This window comes from Flaviramulus sp. (genome assembly GCF_982512915.1).
Genome location: NZ_CEWOCJ010000004.1, coordinates 43147 through 60688 on the forward strand (window position 1 = coordinate 43147; position 17542 = coordinate 60688).

Below are 17542 nucleotides of genomic sequence, written 5' to 3' on the forward strand. Positions count from 1 at the left end.
GTTTTATCAATCAATTACAATGAAAAAAAAATTAACTTTTTTTATTTTAATTTCTATCTCCACAATACTTATTGCAGGCGTATTATTAATTGAAAAAATAATTAATATTGAAACTGCTGGTATTATCATCCTGATATTATCTATTATTCAGGTTTTTGTTTTACAGTATTTTTTAAAAAATCAATTAAAAAACAATGTCGTTAAGCAACGACAAGACCAACAAATAGAAGATTTTGAAAGTAAATTAGAAAATTCAGAACGCTTAGCAGATCATAAATCATTTTATTTAGCTAATATGAGTTATGAGGTTAGAACACCTTTAAACACCATTTTAGGTATGTTGAAAATGCTAAAAGATTCGGATTTAGATGAAGAACAAGATTTAAAATTAGAAATTGCCGAATACTCATCAAAGCATTTATTACAGTTATTTAATATGATTATTAATAATGCAGAAATTGAGATTAATGAGTTTAAACTTAATTTATCCACTATAGATTTAAAATCTGATTTATTAAAACTTTTTAAAGTTTTTGAATATCAAGCTTGGGAAAGAGATTTAGAATTTGAGTATAAATTTTTATCTGAAAAAAGTAGAGATAAATTTTTAGTGTTAGCAGATTCAGAAAGAATTCAATTAGTATTAATTAATTTGATTAATAATGCTATAAAATTTACGGATACTGGTAAGATATCAATAATTGTAGATCAAACTATTGAAATAGATGATCATCAAATAGTTACTTTTTACATAAAGGATACAGGTTCTGGAATGAAACAGGATGAGATTAAACACTTTTTTGATAATTCGATGGAAGATTTTTCTAGTAAGTTTATATTAAGTGATTACAGAGGTTGGGGTGTGGGTTTATCTATATCTTATCAATTAGTTAAAAACATGGGTGGTGATTTAAAATTAGAAAGTAAAGAAAATGAAGGCTCTACTTTTTATTTTAGTTTACAGTTAAAGAAAACTTTAAATATTAAATCTAAAGATGAAAGTTTAAAACCTTTACTATTTGATAATTGTCATGTTTTAGTAGCAGAAGATAATAGGATGAATCAAAAAGTAATCAAGTTTTTATTGGAACAACAAGGTGTTGATTGCTCATTTGCTAAAAACGGACTTGAAGCTATTGAGCTTTATAAAACGTCGGATTTTGATATGATTTTTATGGATATTTATATGCCAGACATGAATGGTTATCAAGCTACTAAGTTTATTCAGGAAACTGATAAATATAATAATAATAACACACCAATTATTGCCGTTTCAGCAAGTGCTTTTGAAGAGGATATTAAAAAGGCTAAATTAGCAGGTATTGATGATTTTTTAGCCAAACCTATTGAGGTATTAAAGCTTAAAGCACTACTCAAAAAACATCTAAAGATTAAAACTACACTTTAAAAATAATGGTTTATTTTATTGAAATCATACTAATTTCAACATTCACATTTTTAGGTAATCTAGCTACTTGTACAGTTTCTCTTGCGGGTGCATTAGCTTCATCAAAATAGCTTCCGTAAACCTCGTTAATTAAAGCAAAATCATCCATATTACTTATAAAAATTGAAGTTTTAACAACGTTGTCGAAAGTCATATTAGCCGCAAGTAAAACCGCTTTTAAATTTTCCATTACTTGTTTTGTTTCTGTTTTAACATCATCTAAAACTAACTCATTTGTTTTTGGATTAAAGGCTATTTGTCCAGAAGTATATAGTGTATTGCCTGATAAAACAGCTTGGTTGTATGGGCCAATAGGCGCAGGAGCATTTTTAGTAGTAATTATAGTTTTCATGTGTTTATATTTAGTTTTAAATAGTTAATATTTTTCTTAAATGTAACATTAAATTTAAGCAGTTTTAAAATTAAGGTGTTATTTTATGAAAGTTATAACCTAAGGTCTGGTTGTCTTCTTTGTTCGTATTTCAAGTCTTTTAAGATACTAGATTTAATTCCTATAAAGAAATTCCAAGAGGTTCTAGTACTAAAAGGAATCCAACTAAAATTCATACGCCAACTTAATAAATCACGTTCAAATCTAAGTTGTGTATAGGTAAAACCAGCATTTTTCAAATCGTAACCAGAAGAAGCTCCAACCGACCATTTTTTGGACAATTCAATATCTCCTGAAAACATAAGTGAGTGTGATGATATTTCATTTTGCCTTCTTGAATTAGAGTAGTTTAGAGCATATGCAATTCTCATACTCCAAGGTATTTTAAAATTGTAAAACTCACTAGGTTCTTCTTCTCCTTCTTTATCTTTTCTATTTATTTGTTGGTTAGCAAAATCTTCTGAAACACCAAATAAATCATCATCTCTACCGCCACTTCTAATATTTTCATCAATTCCCTCTTCTTTATCATCATCTTTTTTGTCACCTTTTTTACTAGCAAGTGACCAACTAGCAGTAAAGTTAGCATTTGTTAATCTAAAAAGGCTTCCGCCATTATCAATATTAAATTTATCAATTCTGTTGTTGTTACTATCTAGTGCATAAGGATCTAAAGTTGCTCCAAAATTGATACTCATTTTATTGTTGAAAAGTTGAGTGCCACCAGTCATTCTAACTGGGCTCCATTGTAACGAATCGCCAGCAAAATTATAAGATGTTGCAAAATTTAGGTTATTAAGTAAAATGATTTTTTTAGGTTCGGTAGCTGTGCTGTCTCTGTCTTTAACTTTTGCTTCAAAATTATTGGAAACAGAAATGCCCATCGAACTGGAGAAATTTTGGTTGGGAGTTCCAAAAATTCCTTGTTCAAATCTGCTGTATTCTACATCAGATGTAGTTAAGCCATCGGCACTAACAACTTCGTAAGAATCGTAATAATTATCAAAAGCAGGATTTATATTATAGCTTATCGAGGGTCTGATGATATGGCGTATCTTTTGTATTTTAGGATCTTTTCCTTCTTTTTCAAAATTAAACATCCCATAAATAGTGGTACCGATACTGGTACTAAAATTATAAGTTCTAAAAGTGTCAAATCCGTTAACGGTTTCAGTAACTACTTGTCTATTGATATCATCAAAAGTTCTATTAATGGTTTTAAAAGTCCAGACTTCATTAAAGTTAGTACTAGCACTCATACTAAAATATTTAAACACTTTAAAGTTGGTGTTTAAGGGTATGGTGTGTTGAAAACCAGCTTTAGCATCATCAAACATTTCTTTTTTGAAGAATAAAGAATCGGTTGTTTGTATTCTGTTCTCACCACGTAGGTTATATTGTAAGTTAATATTTTGAATGATGCCTTTTTTAGAACCCGTTTTTGAGGCAAAAGGATATATTCTACTAACACTTCCCTGAAATGTAGGTAAGGTCATGTTTATAGTTTCTGTGTTGGTGTTTTGAGAGTGAGTTGCTGTAACACTAAAATTTACTTGTGGCTCACCTTGAAATGTTTTTGAATACGAAACAGATGAAGCCAAAGTGTTATTTAAAAAGGCTCCAGAGTTTACTTGATTTACCGAATTTCTATAATAAGTACTACTGCCTAAGTTTACAGAAGCAGAGAATCTTGAACTTGGATTTGCTTTTGAATCTTGACTATGAGACCAACGTAAATTATAAATTGTATTTCTTGCATAATCAGGGAAACCACGTTCGCTGGTAATTAAATTTTCGTACCTAAAACCTATATTTCCTCTAAACCGGTATCGTTTTGCATAGGTGCTTTCTAATCTTGTGCCATAACTTCCGTTTGTAAAATAATCACCTAAGACTTTTAAATCAATATAATCACTAATAGCAAAATAATACCCACCGTTTTGTAAAAAGAAACCGCGATCGTTTTGTTCTCCAAAAGACGGGATAATTACTCCTGAAGTTTGTTTTTCACTTTGTGGAAAAAAACCAAATGGTAAGCCTAATGGGGTAGGTACATCGTAAATAAATAAGTTTGCTAAGCCTGTTACAATTTTTTTGCCAGGTACAATTTTAGCTTTTCTAAGTTTTATATAATATTCAGGGTCTTCAAGATTTTCTGCTGTTGTATATTTTGCATTTTTAAGAAAGTAAACTGAATCGTTCTCTTTTTTTGTTAATGAAGCTATAACCGTTCCTTCGCCTTGTGCAGTTTTGGAGTTATAAATAAGTGCTTTTTTAGTGTCGGTATTAAAAACGATCGAGTCTGGTTCAACTACATTACTACCTTGAGTAAAAATAGGTTTTTGTGTGTAACCTTCTATAGAGTCTGTAATTCCTTTGGCATAAACAGTATTTTTATTGTAGTCTATAACAATACTTCCAGCTGCTATATTCATATCGCCATAATCAATTTTCGCTTGGTTATACAGATACAGTTTTTGGTTTTTTTGGCTAAATTTTGTATAATCTTCTGCGTGATATTTTACAATATTTTCTAAAAGATCTTTATTAGGTTTAATAGAATCTGTTAACGTAGAATCTTGTTTTTTTTCAGAAATAATAGGAATTGACAAACTATCTTTTTTAATAATTAACGTGTCTTTTACACTTCGTTCGATAGTTTTTCCTTTTTCACGAATGTCTTGAGCAAAGCTAAACATGTTAATAAACACTGTAAAACTTAATGCAAAAAGTATTTTAAAGTTGTTTGTGCGCAACGCTTTTAAATGTATTTTTGTAATAGTATGGCTCGGTTTTTGAAAAGCCAAAATTACATATATTTTTCTGGGATTGATTTAATATTCAATTAAAAATTTAAATTTAAAATTATACTCAAATATAGTTGTGTAATAAACTAAGTTTTTTTATCGTTAGTTGCTTACAAAATTGATTTTTTTAACAATTTCAAAAAAATGCACATAATAAAATATGAGTTTGATTAATAACAAGAATATTTATTTCTTAAAAACGAAAGGCTTCTATGTTTTCGTATCTTCTATAATAGTATTAACATTTTCTTCTTTTATAAAAATTGATTTAAATCAATCTTCAAAAAAGTTTGTAGTTGTTTTAGATGCAGGACATGGTGGTAAAGATCCCGGAAATTTAGGCAATGGATTTAAAGAAAAAGATATTGCTTTAAAAATAGCTTTAGAAGTTGGTGAAATATTAGAAAAGAATCCTAACATAAAAGTAGTATACACAAGAAAAACAGATGTTTTTATTGAATTGATTGATAGACCAAAAATAGCTAACAATGCAGATGCGGATTTGTTTGTTTCTATACACTGCGATTCTCATACAAGTCAAGCTTATGGTGCTGGAACATTTGTTATGTCTATTAGTAAAATTTCTCAAAATCTTCGTGTAGCAAAACAGGAAAACTCGGTTATTTTTCTAGAAGATAATTATCAAGAAAAATATTCTGGATTCGACCCAAACTCACCCGAATCTATAATTGGCTCTTCTATAGCTGTTGAAGAGTACTTAGATCAAAGTATATTGGCAGCTAGTCTTATTCAAAAAAATTTAGTTAATAATTTGAATCGAAAAGACAGAAAAGTTAAGCAAGATGTTTTTTGGGTACTTCATGCTACAGTTATGCCAAGTGTTTTAGTAGAAACCGGTTTTTTAACTAATAAAAGTGAAGGAAGTTATCTTAATTCTAAAACTGGACAAATAGAAATGGCTACTCAAATAGCTCAAGGTATTCTGGATTATAAAAAGCGAATTGATAACATTACTGGAGATTTTAATATAGTCGATCAAATAGATAATTCTGTTCAAGAAAAAGAAGTTTCAGAATCTAACACAAATGCTATTACTTTTAAAATTCAAATAGCTGCAAGTGCAAGCGAATTAGACACCAAACCTTATAACTTTAAAGGTTTGCAAAATATTTCAAGAATAAAACAAGGAGGTTTATATAAATATTTTTACGGAAGCACCAATAATTATAAAGACACCAAACTACTTGAAGATGAAGCTAAAAGAAAAGGTTATAACTCTTGTTTTGTGGTAGCATTTAAGGATGGTGAAAAAATAGACTTATCTGAGGCTTTAAAATCGACTACTAATTAGAACGTTTCTTCTTAAATTTATATTAAATTTGTTAATCAACATATTTATTTTGAAATTTACATAAATTACTTTTTTATGTTAATAGCAACTTATCTATTTAAGCAAAAAGCAAAATTATAGATGAAATTATCAAAAGAAATTAAAACTGGCATACTGGTATTACTCGGAATTATCCTTTTTATTTTTGGGTTTAACTATTTAAAGGGGATGAACCTTTTTGAATCTACTAATGTTTTTTACACCGAGTTTAATTACAATGCATTAAGCAAATCTTCAATAGTTACTGTTAAAGGTAATCCTGTTGGAAAGATTACAGATATAAGTTACAATTACGAAACTGGAAAAACTAGAGTTGCTTTTTTTGTTAGTGAGGAATTTAAATTCTCTAAAGAAAGTTTAGTTAGAATGTACGAAACAGGACTTATGGGTGGTAATGGTTTAGCAATTATTGTAAGTAATGAAGGAGAATTAGCAAAAGCAGGCGATGTTTTACAATCTGAGGTTGAGGTAGGTTTGGTAACCAGTCTTTCAAAAAATTTCTCAGGATTAAGTATGGATATTAACTCAACTTTAAAATCAACAGACTCATTGATTAAGAGTTTAAACAAAGTTGTGAATGATCAAACTGATAAAGGGTTAAAACATACCGTAGAACAATTAAATCAAACGTTAAAATCTTTTGAGAATACTTCAAATACCGTTAACAAAGTTATCTCTAAAAACGATGAAAATATAGCAGCAACATTAGCTAGTTTTAAAAAAACAAGCGAGGATTTTTCTTCTATAGCAGCCGAATTAAAAGAGGCTCAAATTGGGACAACGGTTGAAACTTTAAACAAAACACTTTCTAGTTTAAACAGCGTTCTTTCAAAGGTAGACAATGGTGAAGGCTCATTAGGTAAACTTTTAAAAGATGAAGGGTTGTATAATAATATAGAAGGCTCTATTAAAGAAATGGAAGCTTTACTAAAAGATATAAAATTACATCCAAAAAGGTATTTTAGAATTTTATCTAAAAAAGAAATTCCTTACGAAGAAGAAACATCTAATTAATAATTAATGCAGTACATTGGCAGTATACTTTTCGTTATAATACTAGTTTTAGGTATTGGGTTTTTTACAAAAAATGTAAAAAAGTTAATGCGTAACATAAGATTAGGTAAAGATCAAAATATTAACGACAATAAATCGCAACGTTGGAAAAATATGGCGATGATTGCCTTGGGACAAAGTAAAATGGTGCGTCGCCCAGTATCTGGAGTTTTACACATTGTAGTTTACATTGGTTTTGTAATTATTAATATTGAAGTTTTAGAAATTTTAATAGATGGTGTTTTTGGAACTCACAGAATAGGTTTAAGTATTTTGCCAAAATCTATTTACGGATTTTTAATTGGCACTTTTGAGGTTTTAGCCGTTTTAGTTTTTATTTCTGTGATATTTTTCTGGATACGAAGAAACATTATAAAATTAGCCCGTTTTTGGAAAAGTGAAATGACGAGTTGGCCCAAAAACGACGGAAATTACATTCTTTATTTTGAGATGGTTTTAATGACCTTATTTTTGATAATGAATGCTACTGATACTTCATTTCAACAGATGAATTTCGGCAACATCATATCACAATACATAGCGCTATTATTTTCAAGTATCCCAGAAACCACCTTACATTTTATAGAAAGAGGCGCTTGGTGGTTACATATTATTGGTATTCTAATATTCCTAAACTACTTATACTATTCTAAACACCTTCATATTTTATTAGCCTTTCCAAATACCTATTTCGGTAGTTTAACACCAAAAGGACAATTTAATAACCTAGATGCTGTAACCAAAGAAGTTAAAATGATGATGGATCCAAACGTAGATCCATTTGCTGCACCAGCCGAAGGAATAGAAGGAGACATGCCAGCAAAATTTGGTGCTAGCGATGTAGAAGATTTAAGTTGGGTAAATTTATTAAACGCCTATACATGTACAGAATGTGGACGTTGTACAAGCGAATGTCCTGCAAATCAAACAGGAAAAAAGTTATCACCGCGTAAAATAATGATGGATACTAGAGATCGTCTGGAAGAAGTTGGTAATAACATTGATTCCAATAATGGCGAGTTTAAAGACGATGGAAAACAGCTTTTAGATAACTACATCACAAGAGAAGAATTATGGGCTTGTACAACCTGTAACGCTTGTGCGGAGGCATGTCCTGTAAGCATCGATCCACTTTCAATTATTTTAGAAATGCGTCGTTATCTGGTCATGGAGCAATCATCAGCACCAGTAGAGCTAAATAACATGATGACAAATATTGAAAACAACGGTGCACCATGGCCATACAACCAAATGGATAGGTTAAACTGGAAAAACGAGTAAATAAATAATTTGGGCGTTACCCTTTGGGGTCGGGCTTTCGGCAGTCGCTTTTTTTAATAAAAACAAAAAAGAGCTCCAATAATGCCTCAATCCCTAACGCAAAAATAAAACAACTTAATAAATGAGCGACTTACTAAAAGTGCCAACAATGGCAGAATTTATGGCTCAAGGCAAACAACCCGAAGTATTATTTTGGGTAGGTTGTGCTGGAAGTTTTGATGATAGAGCAAAAAAAATAACTAAAGCATTTGTAAAACTTTTAAATAAAGCAAATGTTGAGTTTGCAGTACTCGGAACCGAAGAAAGTTGTACGGGAGATCCTGCAAAGCGTGCTGGAAATGAGTTTTTGTTTCAAATGCAAGCGGTAACTAATATAGAAGTTTTAAATGCTTACGAAGTAAAAAAAATAGTTACAGCATGTCCGCATTGCTTTAATACCATAAAAAATGAGTATCCAGAATTAGGCGGTAATTATGAGGTGATGCACCATACTCAGTTTTTAAAAACCTTGCTTGATGAAGGCAGATTAACCATTGAAGGTGGGAAGTTTAAAGGTAAGCGCATCACATTTCACGATCCTTGTTACCTAGGTCGTGCCAATAATGTTTACGAAGCACCACGAGAGTTAATTCAGAAATTAGAAGCTGAATTAGTAGAAATGAAAAACTGCCGCCGTAACGGACTTTGTTGTGGTGCAGGAGGCGCACAAATGTTTAAAGATGCCGAAAAAGGTGATAAAGAAGTAAATATCGAGCGTACTGAACAGGCGTTAGAAATTAAACCAGATATTATCGCAGCAGGTTGTCCATTTTGTAATACCATGATGACAGATGGTATAAAAGCAAAAGAGAAAGAAGCAGAGGTAACGATAATGGATGTAGCAGAGTTAATTGCAAATGCTGAAGACTTGTAATGTCAAGAAAACAAAGTAACAAAAGTATTTTACCTTATTGTTTTTGCGTTAGGTATGGCTTACATTATTTGTCATAAATATTTGACTTCATGTTTTTTAATAACCAGATAGAAATAAACCATTTGCCTAAAATTGAAAATGTTCAATTGATACAAATAGACAAGCGCTATTTTAAAATTATTTTATTCAACTTAATTTTTACGTTTTCTATTACAATTGGTGTTGCAACCATTTTGAAATTTATTATGGTAAATGAAATTTATAAAGCTACATTATATTGGTACGTACTAATTGGACTCATAATTTTGTTTATAATTCAATTAGTAATTTACAAGCTTAGTTTTAATTTGCGTCGCTATGCTATTAGAGATAAAGATATCATATATTCTCAAGGTTTATTAACTAATACAATCTCCACCTTACCATTTAATCGTATTCAGCATATCGAAATAGAGCGTTCTTTTTTATCAAGAAGATTAGGATTATCTAATCTTAAAATTTATTCAGCAGGAGAATCAGGTAGTGACTTGTCAATTAATGGTTTGCCTCATGAATCAGCTGAAAAAATAAATGCGTTTTTAATTAATTTATTAAATGAGCGCTTATAATTTTGAAAACCCTACACGACAATCGAAAAAAGGAATCATTGTCATTTTTGGATTAAATTTTTATGCAGGAACTAAACAATCTATTCTTTTTATATCTCTTTTTTTTCTGAGTTATTTAAAAAATCAATCCTATGCATCAAACCCTTATTTTTTGCTGAGTTGTTGTCTTTTTATTTTTTTTATGATACTTCATGCAGTATTAAAATATTATAATTTTAAATTTCATGTTACCGAAGAGTATTTTATTTTAAATCAGGGTATTTTAAATAAGGAAAAAATATCCATTTCAAAAACCAAAATTCAGAATGTTTACATTAAACAAAATCTCATTCAGCAAGTTATAAATGTCGTATCATTATCAATTGAAACAGCAGGAGATGAGGATACAGAAATAGAAATACATGCCCTTTCTGCAGATTCAGCAATTGAATTAAAAAAAGTATTGCTTAAAAAAAGTGTAGCGTTTGGTTTTCACTCGGAAATAAATTATCCCGAAAAGGTCTCAATTTATCATAAGGCCTCAATAAAAAAATTGTTGCTTGAAGGTATTTCGGAAAATCATTATAAAAGTTTTATCCTTATTTTATTTTTCCTCTCTGCTACTTATTACGATTTAAAAGATTTTCTCGATCCATTAATATTAACCAAAACAGATTCTATTTTTTTTAATTTAAATATGTATCAATTCTCCCGGGATATTATATTTAATTGTCTTTTAATTTTTTCGTTATTTATTTTGGTAGTTCTGTTTTCGGTTGTTAAAACTTTTATTGAAAATTTTGATTTGACAGTCTCAAATAATACAAATGGTTTAGAGATTTCTAAAGGATTATTTAATAAAATAAATTTAGGACTTTTACCAAGTCGCATACAAAACACAACCATAATAACTAATAGACTAAAGCAGTTTTTTGGATTGTATAAGTTAACATTTACTCAAGCAATGGTTAATAAAAAACAACGAAAAAACTTAAAAATTATTGGTTTAAATGAGTTTCAGGTTAGTGAGTTGTTACTGAAGTTTTATCCTAAAATATTTGATGTAATTGAAAAAAGAAAGCCAGAAAGCTACTTTATTTATAAAAGTCTTATGTACTATTTGGTTTTAATTTTGATAGTTAATTTGGTTTTTTTCTTTTTACCATACATGTTTTGTTTTATTAATATTCCTGTGATTTTTCTTTTTGTTTTAAACATAATTTATGGTTACAAAAAGTCTTACTATTCTATAGATGATAGTTATTTAGTGTTAGGTAGTGGCAATTTTATAAATACTCAAAAAGATATTCTTGAATTACATAAAATACAAGCTGTTAGTTTAAAACAAACTATTTTTCAAAAAAGGAGAAGATTAGCATCTGTTGAAGTTTTTTCAGCTTCAAATAATTTAGAAATTCCACATATTAAATTGGAAGTAGCTAAACAAATTGTAAATTACATGTTATATAAAGTTGAATCTACTCCAAAAGATTGGATGTAAATCTTACTTTTGTAAAATAAAAATTATATCAAATAATGCTAGTAGACTTTAATACATTACCTGAAGAATCACGTGTTTGGATTTATCAATCAAATCGATCTTTTTCTGATGAAGAAATTGAACAAATTAAATTCAAATTAGATACCTTTATTGAAAATTGGACTGCACATGGTAGCGATTTACAGTGTGGATATACTATAAAATATAAACGTTTTATTATAATCGGATTAAATCAAAAATTAAATGCCGCAACAGGTTGCTCTATTGATGCCTCTGTTCATTTTATTCAACAATTAGAAAATGAATACAACATTGATTTGATGGATAAAATGAATGTGTCTTATAAACAAGGTGAGTTTATTGCTTACAAAACTTTAACTGATTTTAAGCAAATGGCAAAAGATAAAGCGGTATCAAAAAATACCATAGTTTTTAATAATTTAGTTAACACTATTATGGAGTTTAACGAAAACTGGGAAGTACCTGCAAGCGATAGTTGGCACAATCGATTCTTAAAGTAATTTTACTTTCTTAGTAGTATTTATAAATATAATAACCCAGATTTATAAGAATTTTAATCTGGGTTATTTGCTATAGTGAAGAATAAAGAGTAAATTATTTACAAATAATTATTCATTTATTAGTAAGGGTGTTTTTCCATCCGTAATAATTACTTTGCTATTAGTAGATTGAGAAAGTTTGTTAAAAGCCTCAATACTTCTCAATTTAATAATTTCGCTTGTTAATCCTTCTGCAAGAATTTTTTGTGCATCCCGTTCAGCTTTAGCTTCAATAATTTTTCTCTCAGCTTCTAATTTTGCTTGTTGTATTATAAATTCCATTCGCATCGCATCTTGTTCTGCTTGTAGTTTTTGTTCAATGGAACTAGCTAAGCCCATTGGTAATTGAATACTCTTCATCAAAACTGCAATAAGCTCAATACCATTTGCTTGTTTTTCTAAGTTTATTAACATTTTAGATTTAATTTCTTCTTCTATTTTTGCACGCATTCCAGAGTGCATGTCTTTGGCATAAAATTGAGCGCATACATCAGAAGATGCGGATCTGAAAACACTAGTAATAATAGATTCATAATCCTGCCCCAGATTTTCTAATATAACCGGTATTTTTTTTAATTCTAATCTATATAATATAGATATTTCTGATTTCACACTTAGACCTTCTTTTGTTGGTAAATTTAAAATCAGCTTAATATTATTAGTTTTAGTAGATTCTTTAATAACCCTACTTGTAATTGGGTTATAAAATATAGTTCCTTGTGTAGAAATATTGCTAGAAAACTTTCCTAAAGTTTGTTTTACACCAGCTTCCCCTGGTCTAATTACAGCACAACTACTACAAGTTAAAATGATTCCTAGCAAATAAAGAAATTTTGTTTTCATAACATTTTTTTTGAAATTAATTTTTTTCTATAAAAATAAACAAGATTTAATATATAATTTTATTAATGTTTATAATGAATTTCATAATTAATTTTTATGATTTATAACTTTTTTTCATTATAATAGTGCTGTCAAATATCTCTTTTTAAGTATTGAATAAAATATTTATTTTGTTAAATAAGTTGTTTATAATCTAAGTTTTTTTAACTTCAAAAAGCTTTTGTATCTCGAATAGAATAATGATTTTTACAGCCTATTAAGTGGAATTATAAAATTATGGCTAACGAGATTTTCTTACTAAATATATCAGGTCAGGATAAACCTGGTTTAACATCAAGTTTAACAGGTGTTTTAGCACAATATGGGGCTAAAGTTTTGGATATTGGACAAGCAAATATTCATGATACATTATCACTTGGGATTTTGTTTGAAATTCAATCTGGTGAAAATTCCGCTGCTGTTTTAAAAGATTTACTCTTTAAATCATATGAGCTCGGTATTAAAGCGAAGTTCACACCAATTACACTTGATAATTACGAAAAATGGGTTAATCTTCAAGGTAAAGACAGGTATATTATTACCATTTTAGGAGAAAAATTATCCGCTGAACAAATATCAGAAGTTACTAAAGTGATTTCAGAGAAAAATTTGAATATCGATGCTATTAAAAGGTTAACAGGTCGTACTTCACTTGTTAAAGAGGAAGAATATCCAAGGGCATCTATTCAATTATCAATTAGAGGTAAAATTGATAATAAGTCTGAGTTTACCGAAAAATTCATGAAAATATCAAGAGAGATGGATGTAGATATAGCTTTCCAAGAAGATAATATTTACAGACGTAACAGACGTTTAGTTTGTTTTGATATGGACTCAACTTTAATACAAACTGAAGTTATTGACGAATTAGCTGAATTAGCAGGTGTTGGAGAAGAGGTTAAAGCCATTACAGAGTCTGCAATGCAAGGTGAAATAGATTTTAATGAAAGTTTTATTAGAAGAATGAAACTTTTAAAAGGCTTAAGTGAAGATGTTTTACATGATGTAGCTATTAATTTACCAATAACTAAAGGCGCTAGAAGACTAATAGATACTTTGAAAAGTTATGGTTTTAAAACAGCCATACTATCTGGTGGTTTTACTTATTTTGGTCATTATTTACAAAAAGAATTGGGTATAGATTATGTGTATGCTAATCAATTAGAAATAAAAGATGGTGCTTTAACTGGGAATTATATTGGAGAGATTGTAAATGGTGATAAAAAAGCAGAGTATTTAAAAGAAATAGCCATTAAAGAGGGTATTAATATAAGTCAAACTATAGCTGTTGGTGATGGTGCTAACGATTTACCAATGTTAAACTTAGCTGGTTTAGGAATAGCATTTCATGCAAAACCAACTGTAAAAGATAATGCACAAAGCTCTATTTCTAGTATTGGACTGGACGGTATATTATACTTATTAGGTTACCACGACAGACATATCGATTTGATTGAATAATTTAAAATTTCATTTATTTTTTGCAATTTGAAATTAATTTGCGGTTTTTTCGTTATAATATAATTAAGTAACATTTGTTACTAATTGATAATGTAAATTAATGTAAGTTTGATTTTTAAATTTAAATGAAAAATATTTTCACCTTTAGTTTATTGGTTTTATTCAGTTTATCAAGTTTTGCACAAGAGTGGAAAACTAATTTTGAGGAAGCTAAGAAAGAAGCCACAAATAATAACAAAAACATATTATTGGTTTTTCAAGGATCTGATTGGTGTGGACCTTGTATTAAATTAGATAAAGAAGTTTGGAGTACACTGGAATTCCAAAATCTGTCAAAAAATCATTTTGTGATGTTAAAAGCTGATTTTCCTAGAAAAAAGGCAAATAAACTATCAGAATCTCTTACAATTCAAAACAGAAAATTAGCAGAAAAGTATAATAAAGAAGGTTTTTTTCCATTAGTTGTAGTTTTAAGCAAAGAAGGAAATGTATTAGGGAAAATGGGTTACGAAAAAACCAATCCTACAGCATACTTCAAAAAATTAACAGATTTTGAGAAATAAATTTGTCATAGGTTTTTTTCTTGTTTTTTTTATAAGTACCCTTGGTTTTTCTCAACAGGTTTATCAAAAAACACTGAAACTAATGGGGAGTCGTTTTGATATTTCTATAGTTGCAGAAAATCAAAATGATGCGGATACTTATATAGCATTAGCAATAAATGAAATTTCAAGAATTGAAAAGTTAATATCCTCATGGGATCCTAAGTCGCAAACTTCAGATATCAATAGAAATTCTGGAATTAAACCAGTAAAAGTTGATGAAGAGCTTTATAAACTTATAGAAAGATCAATAAAAATTTCAAAATTAACAGAAGGCGCTTTTGATATTAGTTATGCATCAATGGATAATATATGGAAGTTTGATGGTAGTATGACTGAAATGCCTTCCACGGAAGCGATAAAAAAATCTGTTACTAAAGTTGGTTTCGAAAAAATAATTTTAAATGAAGAAAGTCAAACTGTTTTTTTAAAACAGGAAGGAATGAAAATTGGTTTTGGTGCTATTGGAAAAGGATATGCAGCTGATAAAGCAAAAGAATTACTCCAAACTAAAGGTGTTGTAGCAGGAATAATTAATGCTTCTGGCGATTTAAATACGTGGGGTAAACAACCAAATGGTAAAGATTGGATGGTAGCGATTGTTAACCCTTTAAATAAAAAAAAGGTGTTTTCTTGGTTACCAGTAAAAAATAGTGCCGTAGTTACTTCTGGTAATTATGAAAAATTTATAAAGTTTAATGATATTTTGTATTCTCACATCATAGATCCAAGAACGGGTTATCCTAGTTCTGGAATTTTAAGTGCCAGTATTTTTACTACCAATGCAGAATTAGCAGATGCTTTAGCTACATCCGTTTTTGTTATGGGTGTTGAAGTTGGATTAGATTTTATAAATCAACTTAAAACAGTAGAGTGTATTATTATTGATCAGGATAATAAAATTCACAGGTCAAATAACATAAATTTTGAACTAACAAATTAAGAATTTTAATATTTTTTAAAAATTCTAAACAATAAATTTAAATTGATGAAAAAGCTTTTATTAATATGTTTAATGGTAATGTCTTTAACTTCTTGTATAGCGGTAAAAGAATATGAAAAGGTAAATCTTAATGATCCTGATATGGCTTTGGTTAAAAAAAGCTCTGATAGGTTTATTACAAACTTTCATGTATATAGAGAAGTTGCTGCAGGTGCCAATGGAGGTAAATCGGGAGGTGGTTGTGGGTGTAATTAATAGTTTAAATATAGGCAATCTGCCTAATTGAATATGAATAATAGGATAACAGTTTTTTTATTTTTTTTTAGCTTAATAACATGGGTTTCTTTTTCTCAAGTCGATTCCAATACAGTTTATAAAAAACGTGTTTTAGAAACTTCAGAAGTAGATTTTTTAACAAGCTATTATTCCCAAGATGGGAATAATGCATCGGTTACAGGAGGCATTGGTGATGAGTATTTAACTGATTTTACTTCAACTATTGTGGTAAGCTTGCCATTAAATGAAGATGATGTTTTAACTATTGATGCAGGCATATCCGCATATACATCAGCATCATCCAGTAATTTAGATCCATTTGATGGTTCTCCTAGAGTTAGTGGAAATCCCATAGGAAGCCCATGGGTAGCTTCTTCAGGAGCTTCAGCTCAAGATGTTTGGTCTAATATTAATGGAATATACACCCATAGTTCTGATGATAGAAATGAAATATGGAATGCCAATGTATCCTTTGCTGCAGAATACGATTATACTTCTGTTGGTTTTGGTGGCGGTTTTGTGAAATTATTTAATGAAAAAAACACAGAATTTTCTGTAAATACTAAAGTGTATTTAGATACATGGAATCCTAGATACCCAATTGAATTACGTTATAGCAATAATTTGAATTCTGCTTTTTTTAATGGTGTTAATATATATGATCAAAATGGAATGTCGATTGATAAAAGCGGAGCTACAGGCTTTATTTGGTCTCCAAAATCTGAGGTGTTAGGCTTTATAAACAATAAAGCCAGAAACTCCTATTCTATTTCTTTTAGTTTATCTCAAATACTGAATAAAAATGCACAGTTTTCATTATTTTTTGATTTAGTTAGACAAGATGGTTGGTTGGGAAACCCAATGCAACGTGTTTATTTTAGTGATACTGATAACTTTTATGTTGGTAACCCAAGTAGTATTTTAAACTATACGTCTAGTACAAATACCGATGTATTTCAATTAGCTGATGATATTGAGCGTTTACCAAGTAGTAGATTTAAAATACCCTTTGGCCTTCGATTCAATCAATATATTAATGAAAAGTTGACTATCAGAACGTATTACAGATATTATTTTGATGATTGGGGAATCAATTCCCACACAGCAGAAATTGAATTGCCAATTAAAATATCTCAAAAATTCACCTTATATCCTTCATACAGATTTTATAATCAAACGGCTGCAGATTATTTTGCACCATATGAACAAAGCCTTTCTAATAGTGAGTTTTATACATCAGATTATGATTTATCCGAATTTAATGCCAATCAATATGGTTTTGGAATTAGTTATACCGATATTTTTGCAAAAACCCATATTTGGAAGCTTGGTTTAAAAAGTATAGATGTAAAGTATAATAGCTATAAGAGAAATACAGGTTTAAGTGCAAATATAATTTCTGCTGGATTTAAATTTGTAATGGATTAGGTTGTTTATAATCTTGTTATAAATCTATCACAAAGTCTTTTAAACTTCTTTTTAAAAGT

The 17542-nt window shown here is 29.2% G+C and carries 16 protein-coding genes; 13 read left to right on the plus strand and 3 right to left on the minus strand.

The genetic code is table 11. The features are described 5' to 3' along the window. Nucleotides 1-19: 19 nt before the first annotated feature. A complete protein-coding gene (locus AC1XJX_RS03935; protein ID WP_482002659.1) occupies nucleotides 20-1408 on the plus strand; it encodes a response regulator in 1389 nt (462 codons plus the stop codon). A gap of 10 nt (nucleotides 1409-1418) precedes the next feature. On the opposite strand, the gene AC1XJX_RS03940 is transcribed toward AC1XJX_RS03935, so the two are convergent. Then, nucleotides 1419-1799, minus strand: coding sequence for a RidA family protein (locus tag AC1XJX_RS03940; protein ID WP_482002660.1), 381 nt, complete (start codon nucleotides 1797-1799; stop codon nucleotides 1419-1421). 92 nt (nucleotides 1800-1891) lie between these two features. Further along, nucleotides 1892-4645 carry a putative LPS assembly protein LptD gene (locus tag AC1XJX_RS03945; RefSeq protein ID WP_482002661.1) on the minus strand — a complete coding sequence of 918 codons (2754 nt, stop codon included), beginning with the start codon at nucleotides 4643-4645 and terminating at the stop codon, nucleotides 1892-1894. Between the two features lie 160 nt (nucleotides 4646-4805). Here AC1XJX_RS03945 and AC1XJX_RS03950 point away from each other — a divergent pair, with 160 nt between their 5' ends. The 7 genes from AC1XJX_RS03950 (at nucleotide 4806) to AC1XJX_RS03980 (ending at nucleotide 11852) form a co-directional block, all read left to right on the plus strand. After that, entirely contained in the window at nucleotides 4806-5957 is a 1152-nt protein-coding gene (locus tag AC1XJX_RS03950; protein WP_482002662.1) for an N-acetylmuramoyl-L-alanine amidase family protein, read from the plus strand. Between the two features lie 120 nt (nucleotides 5958-6077). Next, a complete protein-coding gene (locus AC1XJX_RS03955; protein WP_482002663.1) occupies nucleotides 6078-7010 on the plus strand; it encodes an MlaD family protein in 933 nt (310 codons plus the stop codon). Nucleotides 7011-7016: 6 nt separating this feature from the next. Further along, complete coding sequence (locus AC1XJX_RS03960) at nucleotides 7017-8330, plus strand: 4Fe-4S dicluster domain-containing protein (RefSeq protein WP_482002664.1); 1314 nt, start codon at nucleotides 7017-7019, stop codon at nucleotides 8328-8330. 121 nt (nucleotides 8331-8451) lie between these two features. Beyond that, nucleotides 8452-9243, plus strand: coding sequence for a (Fe-S)-binding protein (locus AC1XJX_RS03965; RefSeq protein WP_482002665.1), 792 nt, complete (start codon nucleotides 8452-8454; stop codon nucleotides 9241-9243). Between the two features lie 89 nt (nucleotides 9244-9332). After that, entirely contained in the window at nucleotides 9333-9851 is a 519-nt protein-coding gene (locus AC1XJX_RS03970; RefSeq protein WP_482002666.1) for a PH domain-containing protein, read from the plus strand. A 181-nt stretch (nucleotides 9852-10032) separates the two neighbouring features. Then, nucleotides 10033-11331 carry a PH domain-containing protein gene (locus AC1XJX_RS03975; protein WP_482002667.1) on the plus strand — a complete coding sequence of 433 codons (1299 nt, stop codon included), beginning with the start codon at nucleotides 10033-10035 and terminating at the stop codon, nucleotides 11329-11331. A 35-nt stretch (nucleotides 11332-11366) separates the two neighbouring features. After that, nucleotides 11367-11852 carry an ABC transporter ATPase gene (locus AC1XJX_RS03980; RefSeq protein WP_482002668.1) on the plus strand — a complete coding sequence of 162 codons (486 nt, stop codon included), beginning with the start codon at nucleotides 11367-11369 and terminating at the stop codon, nucleotides 11850-11852. Nucleotides 11853-11960: 108 nt separating this feature from the next. Here AC1XJX_RS03980 and AC1XJX_RS03985 read toward each other — a convergent pair whose 3' ends face one another. Then, nucleotides 11961-12734, minus strand: a complete 774-nt coding sequence (locus tag AC1XJX_RS03985) for a prohibitin family protein (RefSeq protein ID WP_482002669.1) — start codon at nucleotides 12732-12734, stop codon at nucleotides 11961-11963. A 276-nt stretch (nucleotides 12735-13010) separates the two neighbouring features. Here AC1XJX_RS03985 and serB point away from each other — a divergent pair, with 276 nt between their 5' ends. From serB to AC1XJX_RS04010, 5 genes are all read left to right on the plus strand, one after another. Beyond that, a complete protein-coding gene (serB, locus tag AC1XJX_RS03990) occupies nucleotides 13011-14234 on the plus strand; it encodes a phosphoserine phosphatase SerB (RefSeq protein ID WP_482002670.1) in 1224 nt (407 codons plus the stop codon). A gap of 125 nt (nucleotides 14235-14359) precedes the next feature. Next, nucleotides 14360-14797 carry a thioredoxin family protein gene (locus AC1XJX_RS03995; RefSeq protein ID WP_482002671.1) on the plus strand — a complete coding sequence of 146 codons (438 nt, stop codon included), beginning with the start codon at nucleotides 14360-14362 and terminating at the stop codon, nucleotides 14795-14797. Further along, nucleotides 14787-15779 (plus strand): FAD:protein FMN transferase, encoded by a 993-nt coding sequence (locus AC1XJX_RS04000; RefSeq protein ID WP_482002672.1) that lies wholly within the window; start codon nucleotides 14787-14789, stop codon nucleotides 15777-15779. Before AC1XJX_RS03995 ends, AC1XJX_RS04000 begins: the two co-directional genes overlap by 11 nt. Before the next feature lie 45 nt (nucleotides 15780-15824). Next, nucleotides 15825-16034, plus strand: coding sequence for a DUF4266 domain-containing protein (locus AC1XJX_RS04005; protein ID WP_482002673.1), 210 nt, complete (start codon nucleotides 15825-15827; stop codon nucleotides 16032-16034). Nucleotides 16035-16067: 33 nt separating this feature from the next. Continuing rightward, nucleotides 16068-17483, plus strand: a complete 1416-nt coding sequence (locus tag AC1XJX_RS04010; protein WP_482002674.1) for a DUF3570 domain-containing protein — start codon at nucleotides 16068-16070, stop codon at nucleotides 17481-17483. Nucleotides 17484-17542 lie beyond the last annotated feature (59 nt).

What these genes read in the sequence shown, in the direction of transcription:
- AC1XJX_RS03980 (WP_482002668.1), top strand. Translation starts at nt 11,367, where the DNA reads ATGCTAGTAGACTTTAATACATTACCTGAAGAATCACGTGTTTGGATT.
- AC1XJX_RS04005 (WP_482002673.1), top strand. Translation starts at nt 15,825, where the DNA reads ATGAAAAAGCTTTTATTAATATGTTTAATGGTAATGTCTTTAACTTCT.
- AC1XJX_RS03995 (WP_482002671.1), top strand. Translation starts at nt 14,360, where the DNA reads ATGAAAAATATTTTCACCTTTAGTTTATTGGTTTTATTCAGTTTATCA.
- AC1XJX_RS03950 (WP_482002662.1), top strand. Translation starts at nt 4,806, where the DNA reads ATGAGTTTGATTAATAACAAGAATATTTATTTCTTAAAAACGAAAGGC.
- AC1XJX_RS03960 (WP_482002664.1), top strand. Translation starts at nt 7,017, where the DNA reads ATGCAGTACATTGGCAGTATACTTTTCGTTATAATACTAGTTTTAGGT.
- AC1XJX_RS03935 (WP_482002659.1), top strand. Translation starts at nt 20, where the DNA reads ATGAAAAAAAAATTAACTTTTTTTATTTTAATTTCTATCTCCACAATA.
- AC1XJX_RS03975 (WP_482002667.1), top strand. Translation starts at nt 10,033, where the DNA reads ATGATACTTCATGCAGTATTAAAATATTATAATTTTAAATTTCATGTT.
- AC1XJX_RS04010 (WP_482002674.1), top strand. Translation starts at nt 16,068, where the DNA reads ATGAATAATAGGATAACAGTTTTTTTATTTTTTTTTAGCTTAATAACA.
- AC1XJX_RS03985 (WP_482002669.1), bottom strand. Translation starts at nt 12,734, where the DNA reads ATGAAAACAAAATTTCTTTATTTGCTAGGAATCATTTTAACTTGTAGT.
- AC1XJX_RS03940 (WP_482002660.1), bottom strand. Translation starts at nt 1,799, where the DNA reads ATGAAAACTATAATTACTACTAAAAATGCTCCTGCGCCTATTGGCCCA.
- AC1XJX_RS03965 (WP_482002665.1), top strand. Translation starts at nt 8,452, where the DNA reads ATGAGCGACTTACTAAAAGTGCCAACAATGGCAGAATTTATGGCTCAA.
- AC1XJX_RS03970 (WP_482002666.1), top strand. Translation starts at nt 9,333, where the DNA reads ATGTTTTTTAATAACCAGATAGAAATAAACCATTTGCCTAAAATTGAA.
- AC1XJX_RS03955 (WP_482002663.1), top strand. Translation starts at nt 6,078, where the DNA reads ATGAAATTATCAAAAGAAATTAAAACTGGCATACTGGTATTACTCGGA.
- serB (WP_482002670.1), top strand. Translation starts at nt 13,011, where the DNA reads ATGGCTAACGAGATTTTCTTACTAAATATATCAGGTCAGGATAAACCT.